Raw genomic sequence first — 7,800 nt, 5'->3', positions numbered from 1 at the left:
GAAGACGAGATCGCGCGGCTCGAGGCGATGGGCACCATCGCGCTGTCGGCCGAGGTGGGCCTGGACCTGTTCGACCACAGCCTCAGCGCCGACGCGGCGCTGCTCGCCCCGGTGAAGCTCGACACGGCCGCGCTCCGGTCCCGCGCGCGGGCCGGAATGCTGCCGCCGCTGCTGCGCGGCCTGGTCCGGACGCCGGCCCGCCGAGCCGGGACGGGCGGCTCGCTGACGCAACGGCTCGCCGGTGTGGCAGAGGCCGACCGCGAACGCATCGTGCTGGAGCTGGTCCAGACACAGGTCGCGTCGGTGCTGGGGCACGACTCCGGCGCGGCGATCGACCCCGATCGGGCGTTCAAGGAGCTCGGCTTCGATTCGCTGAGCGCCGTCGAACTGCGCAACCGGCTGGCCCAGGCCACCGGCCTGCGACTGCCCGCCACCCTCGTGTTCGACCACCCGACCCCGGTTGCCGCCGCACGCATGCTGCTCGCTTCGATCGGGACCGTGGAGGTGTCCCGTCCGGTGGTGCCGGTGCGGGCGCAGCAGACGGAGACCGACGAGCCTTTGGCGATCGTCGGTATGAGCTGCCGTTACCCGGGCGGGGCGACATCGCCCGAGGAGCTGTGGCAGCTGGTGGCGTCCGGCAGGGACGCGATATCGGGCCTGCCGACCGACCGTGGCTGGGACCTGGAGCGGCTCTACGACCCGGACCCGGATCACCTGGGCACCTCGTACACGCGCAGTGGCGGCTTCGTCGACGGTATTGCCGACTTCGACGCGGAGTTCTTCGGGATCAGTCCGCGTGAGGCGCTGTCCATGGACCCGCAGCAGCGACTGCTGCTGGAGGGAGCATGGGAGGCGTTCGAGGACGCGGGCATCGACCCGACGTCGCTGCGCGGCAGTGACACCGGCGTCTTCTGTGGCGCGGTCACCTCGGACTACGGCGGCTCGATGCCGCCGGAGATGGAGGGCTACCGCCTGACCGGCACGACCACGAGCGTGGTGTCGGGTCGCGTCTCCTACAGCCTCGGGTTGGAGGGCCCGGCCGTCACGGTGGACACTGCGTGCTCGTCGTCGCTGGTGGCGCTGCACATGGCGGCGCAGTCCCTGCGCTCGGGCGAGTGCTCGATGGCACTCGTCGGCGGTGTGTCCGTGATGACCGGGCCTCACCTGCTGATCGACTTCAGCCGGCAGCGCGGGCTTGCGCCGGATGGGCGTTGCAAGGCGTACGCGGGTGCGGCGGACGGTACCGGCTTCTCCGACGGTCTCGGCCTGCTGGTCGTGGAGCGGCTCTCGGACGCGCGCCGCAAGGGCCACAACGTGCTCGCGGTGCTGCGCGGCAGCGCGGTGAACCAGGACGGTGCGAGCAACGGCCTGACGGCGCCGAACGGTCCCTCGCAGGAGCGGGTGATCCGTCAGGCACTGGCCAACGCCGGCCTGTCCGCCGCAGAAGTGGACGTGGTCGAGGGCCACGGCACGGGTACGAAGCTGGGCGACCCGATCGAGGCGCAAGCGCTGCTCGCCACCTACGGCCAGGAGCGCACCGGGGACCCGCTGCTGCTCGGCTCCATCAAGTCCAACATCGGACACAGCTCTACGGCCGCGGGTGTGGCCGGTGTGATCAAGATGGTCATGGCGATGCGGCACGGTGTCCTGCCGCAGACGCTGCACGTGGACGAGCCGTCCCCGCACGTGGACTGGGAGTCCGGAGCGGTCGAGCTGCTGACCGAGGCGCGGGAGTGGCCTGAGTCGGAGCGTCCACGCCGCGCGGGCGTCTCATCGTTCGGCGTGAGCGGCACCAACGCCCACGTGATTCTCGAGGAAGCCCCCACAGAAGAGCCGGCCGAACAACCCGCCAAGGACAGCGAGCTGCCGGTGGTACCGGTGGTGCTGTCGGCGCGCAGTGAGGCGGCGCTGCGGGAGCAGGCGGACCGCCTGCGCGCCCACCTTTTGGCGAAGCCGGAGGTGTCGCTCGCGGACACGGCGTTCTCGTCGGTGGTGTCGCGTGCGCAGCACGAGTACCGGGGTGGGGTGGTTGCGTCTGACCGTGACGAGTTGCTGGCGGGGCTTGCGGCGCTGGCTGCGGGTGAGCCCGGTGCCGGTGTGGTCGAGGGTCGTGTGGCGGGTGGCAGGACGGCGTTCCTGTTCACGGGTCAGGGTGCGCAGCGGGCTCGTATGGGTGCCGAACTGGCCCAGGAGTTCCCGGGGTTCGCCGAGGCTCTGGACGTGGTGTGTGCCGGGCTGGATCCGCTGCTGGGCCGTTCGGTGCGCGAGCTGCTGGAGGCCGAGGAAGGTTCGGATGAGGCTGCGTTGCTGGATGCGACGCAGTTCACGCAGGCGGCGTTGTTCGCCGTCGAGGTGGCACTGTTCCGTCTGGCCGAGTCGCTGGGCGTGCGTGCGGACTGTCTGATCGGCCACTCGGTCGGAGAAATCGCAGCCGCCCATGTGGCGGGTGTCCTGTCGCTGGCGGACGCGTGTGCCCTGGTCGTGGCGCGTGGCCGGCTGATGGGCGCCCTGCCCGAAGGCGGCGCGATGGTCGCCGTGCAGGCCACCGAGGACGAAGTGGCCCGGTCGCTGACGGGGTTCGAGGGCCGGCTGGAGATCGCCGCGGTCAACGGACCGCGCGCGGTCGTCGTCTCCGGCGACGCCGACGCGGTCGAGGAGTGGCTGCCCGCCTGGCAGGGGCGCAAGACGACCCGCCTGCGCGTCAGCCATGCGTTCCACTCCCCGCGCATGGAACCGATGCTGGCCGAGTTCGAGCAGGTCGCCCGAGGACTGTCGTACTCGAGCCCGCGTATCGCGATCGTGTCGAACGTGACCGGCGCCCTGGTCTCCGACGAGCTCACCGACCCCTCGTACTGGGTGCGGCATGTGCGTCAGGCCGTCCGGTTCGCCGACGGCGTGACGTCGTTGTGGGAGTTGGGAGTTCGCCGGTTCCTCGAACTCGGCCCCGACGGCGTACTGACCGCCATGGCACGCCAAACCCTCGAGGAACTGGACGAGACCGGCGACGCGGTGCTGATGCCGGCGCTGCGGGCCAAGCAGGCGGAGGCGGCCACGTTCGCCGCCTTCCTGGCCCGGGCGCATGCTGCGGGTGTGAATGTGGACTGGTCCGCGTTCTTCGCCGACAGCGGCGCACAGCGCGTCGAGTTGCCCACCTACGCCTTCCAGCGCGAGCGCTACTGGCTGGCCCCGAGTACCGGCAACGGTGATGCAGCGGCGGCCGGGCAGAGCCGGATCGGGCACCCGGTCCTGTCCGCCGCGGTGCAGGTCGGCGACCGCGACGAATGGGTGTTCACCGGCCGCCTGTCGACCGACACCCAGCCCTGGACCCGCGACCACGTCGTGCTGGGCACGGTGATCGTGCCCGGGACCGCACTGGTCGAGCTCGCTCTCACCGCCGGCCGCCAGGCCGACTCTCCCGTCGTCGACGAACTCGTCCTGGAGGCGCCACTGCTCCTGGACGAGGGCGTCACACGGCAGGTTCAGGTGACCGTCGGCCGGGCGGGTGAGGACGGGCGCCGTGAGGTGGCGATCTACACCCGTCCGGAGAACGGCGAGGACGACGAGCAGGCAGAGACGACCTGCCACGCCCGCGGCCTGCTCGCCCCCGAGGCCGAACCCCTCGCGGACTGGCCCACCCAATGGCCACCCACAGGGGCCGAGGAGGCATCGGTCGACGCGCTCTACGCAGGCATGACCGACCTCGGCTACGACTACGGGCCGATGTTCCAAGGCGTGCGCGCGGTGTGGCGCTCCGGAGACGAGGTGTATGCCGAAGTCGCGCTGCCCGGTGACACCGGTGGTGAAGGCTTCGGCATCCACCCGGCCCTCTTCGACGCCGCCATGCACGGCGGCCTGCTGAAGCAGGGCGAGGGCGTGTCCGCGGTGCTGCCGTTCTCCTGGTCGGGCGTACGGCTCGGCAAGCTCGGGCAGTCCCGGGTCCGGGCGCGGATCAGCCCGGCGGACGGCAGTGCGCTGAGGGTCGACATCGCCGGCGAACAAGGCGAGCCGGTACTCAGCATGGCGCGCCTCGACATGCGGCCGGTGGAACAGGCACAACTGGAGAGCGGACAGCGGGTCAAGCGGAACTCCCTTTTCCAGCTCGACTGGAGCGAGGTCACGGCCTTGTCGCCGGCGACAGTGCGGGTGGCAGTCCTCGGTGAGGACTTTGCGGACCTGGACGCGCTGGAGAAGGCGCTCGCCGACGGCGCCGAGACCCCGCAGGCGGTCGTCGCCCCGATCGCGAATCCGGCCGGTGACACGGCCGCGGCAGCGCTGACAGCCGTGGCCGACGCCCTGGCGCTGGTGCAGCGTTGGCTGGAGAGTGAGCGGCTGAGTGAGGCGCGGCTGGTCGTGGCCACTCGCAACGGTGTCGCTGTCGACGGCCGAACGCCGGATGTGGCGCAGGCCTCGGTGTGGGGTCTGGTGCACAGTGCCCAGGCCGAACACCCCGACCGGTTCGGGCTCGTGGACCTCGACGACAACGCCGCTCCGGACTGGGACGCGGTGCTCAGCTCCGACGAGCCGCAGCTCGCCGTACGCGGCGATCGGCTGCTCGCGCCGCGCCTGGCACGGGCATCGGCCGTGCCGAGCGCTGCTCCGGCGCTGGACGGGACAGTGCTGATCACTGGTGGTACCAGTGGTCTGGGTGCGCTGTTCGCCAGGCATCTGGCGGAGCGTCACGGAGTCCGTGACCTGATGCTGGTGAGTCGTCGCGGTGCGGCGGCCGAGGGTGTCGCGGAGCTCGTCGCCGAACTGGGCGGGTTGGGCGCCGTGGCGCGCGTCGAGGCGTGTGACGTGTCGGACCGGGAGCAACTTGCCGGACTGCTGCGTTCGTTGGACGGTCCGCTCACCGGTGTGGTGCATGCGGCGGGTGTCCTGGACGACGGCGTCATCGACGCGATGACACCGGAGCAGATCCAGCGGGTCATGCGCCCGAAGCTCGACGCGGCATGGCACCTGCACGAGCTCACCACGGACATGGACCTGTCGGCCTTCGTCCTCTTCTCCTCCGCCGCGGCCCTGATCGGCAGCCCCGGCCAGGCCAACTACGCCGCAGCCAACGCATCTTTGGACGCACTCGCCCACCTGCGTCGGGCCGAAGGCCTGCCCGCGACCTCGCTGGCCTGGGGCCTCTGGTCGGACGCCGGCGGCATGACCGGACAGCTGGCGGAGGCCGACCGGACCCGACTGGCGCGTACGGGCATCGGCGTCATATCCGCCGAGCTCGGGCTTGCACTGTTCGACCAGGCACTCGCCCTGGACGCGGCGCTGCTCGTGCCGATGAAGCTCGACACGGCCGCGCTCCGGGTGCAGGCCCGGGCGGGCCTGCTGCCGGCCCTGCTGCGCGGACTGGTCCGGATGCCGGCCCGCCGAGCCGGAGCGGGTGGCTCGCTGGCGCAGCGGCTCGCCGGTGTGGCGGAGGCCGACCGCGAACAGGTGGTGCTGGACCTGGTGCAGTCGCAGGTCGCCGCCGTACTGGGGCATGCATCTGCCACGGCGATCACCCCGAATCGGGCGTTCAAGGAGCTCGGCTTCGATTCGCTGAGCGCCGTCGAACTGCGCAACCGGCTGACGCAGGACACCGGTGTGCGGCTGCCCGCGACACTGGTCTTCGACCACCCGACACCCGTGGCGATCGCACGGTTCCTGCTCTCGGAGGCCGCGCTGGACGGCGCGACCACCGCGCCCCGGTCCGAAGAGGACGAGATCCGCGCCGTGCTGGCGTCGATCCCGATCGGCCGTCTCCGCAAGGCCGGCCTGATCGACACCCTGCGTGAACTGGCAAGCAACGACCCGGCGGATCCGACAGGCAGTGCGCCTGAGGACGACGCGCCCGCATCGATCGACGACATGGACGCCGCAGCCCTGATCCGGATGGCTCAGGAGGACATCGCATGACCGAAGGAAGCGACCTCACGAACGCTCCTCCGAACGTCACTCAAGGAAACCGACCGTGGTCCGCAGGCCCAGCGCCGCACGGCGGCACGGGGAAGGTCCGCGTAAAGGGGATCGTGCCCTTCCGGCACACGCTCGTGCACTCGTCACCGCCGCGGTCGATCGGTAGCCGGTGGAGGACCTGCACCGCCAAGTGACGTTGGCCCTCCACCAAGTGGCGTCAGCTTTAAGCAAATCGGGGAAGAGGACTGAATTGAATCAGCAAGCCGTTGCCGTGGTAGGGATGTCGTGCCGGGTCCCGGGAGCCGACGACATCCCCGCCTTCTGGCGGATGCTGCAGGGCGGCGTCGACGCGATCGCGGAGGCGCCGGCGGAGCGCTGGTACGAGCTGCCGGAGCTGGCCGGCTATCGGCGCGGCGGATTCGTGGACGGTGTCGCCGACTTCGACGCCGGGTTCTTCGGGATCTCACCGCGTGAGGCCGAGGCGATGGATCCGCGCCAGCGCATGGCGCTCGAACTGAGCTGGGCTGCGCTGGAGGACGCCGGTACGACGCCGGACAGTCTGCGGGGCAGCGCCACGGCGGTGTTCCTCGGCGCCACCGGCGACGACTACATGTCGCTGGTGCACCGGCACGGTCCGGACGCGGTGTCCCACCACTCGCTGGCCGGGCTGAGCCGTGGGCTGATCGCCAACCGGATCTCCCACTGGTTCGGCTTTCACGGACCGAGCCTCGCCGTGGACACTGCGCAGTCCTCTTCCCTCGTCGCCGTGCACCTGGCCGCCGAGAGCCTGCGCTCGGGGCAGGCCCGGCTGGCCCTGGCCGGCGGCGTCCACCTGAACATGGTGCCGGAGGGCACGCTTGCCTTCGCCCGCGCGGGCGCGCTCTCCCCGGACGGCCGCAGCCGTACCTTCGACGCGCGCGCCAACGGATTCGTCCGGGGCGAGGGCGCGGGCGTGGTCGTCCTCAAGCGGCTGGCGGACGCGGTCGCCGACGGCGACCCGATCCACTGCGTCCTGCTCGGCGGCGCGGTGAACCACGACGGCGCCGGCCAGGCGCTGACCGTTCCGGACGGTGAGGCGCAGCGAGCCCTCCTGCGGGAGGCGTACGCCGCAGCGGGTGTGGCGCCCGCGAGGGCGCGGTACGTCGAGCTGCACGGCACCGGTACGAGGGCGGGCGACCCGGTCGAGGCGGGCGCGCTCGGCGCGGTGTTCGGTGACGGCCGCGACCCCGGGCAGCCGCTGCTCGTCGGGTCGGTGAAGACCAACATCGGGCACCTCGACGCGGCCGCCGGGGTCGTCGGCCTGATCAAGGTGGCGCTGTCGATGAGGCACGGCGCTCTCCCTGCGAGCCTCAACTTCTCCCAGCCGCACCCGGCGATACCCATGGATGCGTGGAAGCTCCGGGTGAACACGGCCACCGCGCCGTGGCCGGACGGCGAACGGATCGCCGGGGTCAGCTCGTTCGGCATCGGGGGAACGAACTGCCACCTCGTGGTGGCCGACCACACGACGTCGGACGCCCCAGCGTCCGACGCTCCGGCATCCGGCCTCCCCACCCCGACGGAGCCACGCTCCAGCGCATCCCCGGTGCCCGTCCTGGTGTCCGCCGCCTCCCCGGCGGCACTGCGCGCCCAGGCCGAGCGACTGCGGCAGCGGGTCGAGTCCGAGCCGGACCTGCGGCCGCTGGACGTCGGCTGGTCCACCGTCTCGACCCGGTCGGCGCTGAAGCACCGTGGTGCGGTGGTTGCGGCGGGTCGTGACGAGTTGCTGGCGGGGCTTGCGGCGCTGGCTGCTGGTGAGCCCGGTGCCGGTGTGGTCGAGGGTCGTGTGGCGGGCGGTAAGACGGCGTTCCTGTTCACGGGTCAGGGTGCGCAGCGGGCTCGTATGGGTGCCGAACTGGCCCA

2 protein-coding genes are annotated in these 7,800 nt (G+C 71.6%); both read left to right on the top strand.

From position 1 onward, the window contains the following. Positions 1 to 27 precede the first annotated feature (27 nt). Positions 28 to 5,898, top strand: coding sequence for an SDR family NAD(P)-dependent oxidoreductase (locus ABZ208_RS38415; RefSeq protein WP_356914091.1), 5,871 nt, complete (start codon positions 28 to 30; stop codon positions 5,896 to 5,898). A gap of 250 nt (positions 5,899 to 6,148) precedes the next feature. Next, a partial coding sequence (locus tag ABZ208_RS38410; protein WP_356914090.1) for a beta-ketoacyl synthase N-terminal-like domain-containing protein occupies positions 6,149 to 7,800 on the top strand: 1,652 nt, incomplete at its 3' end.

The sequence above is a fragment of the Streptomyces sp. NPDC006208 genome (genome assembly GCF_040613775.1).
Lineage (GTDB): Bacteria > Actinomycetota > Actinomycetes > Streptomycetales > Streptomycetaceae > Streptomyces.
Note: the sequence above shows the minus strand (reverse complement) of the source record. Positions and strands in the feature narration are given on the sequence as shown.

What these genes read in the sequence shown, in the direction of transcription:
- ABZ208_RS38415 (WP_356914091.1), top strand. Translation starts at nt 28, where the DNA reads ATGGGCACCATCGCGCTGTCGGCCGAGGTGGGCCTGGACCTGTTCGAC.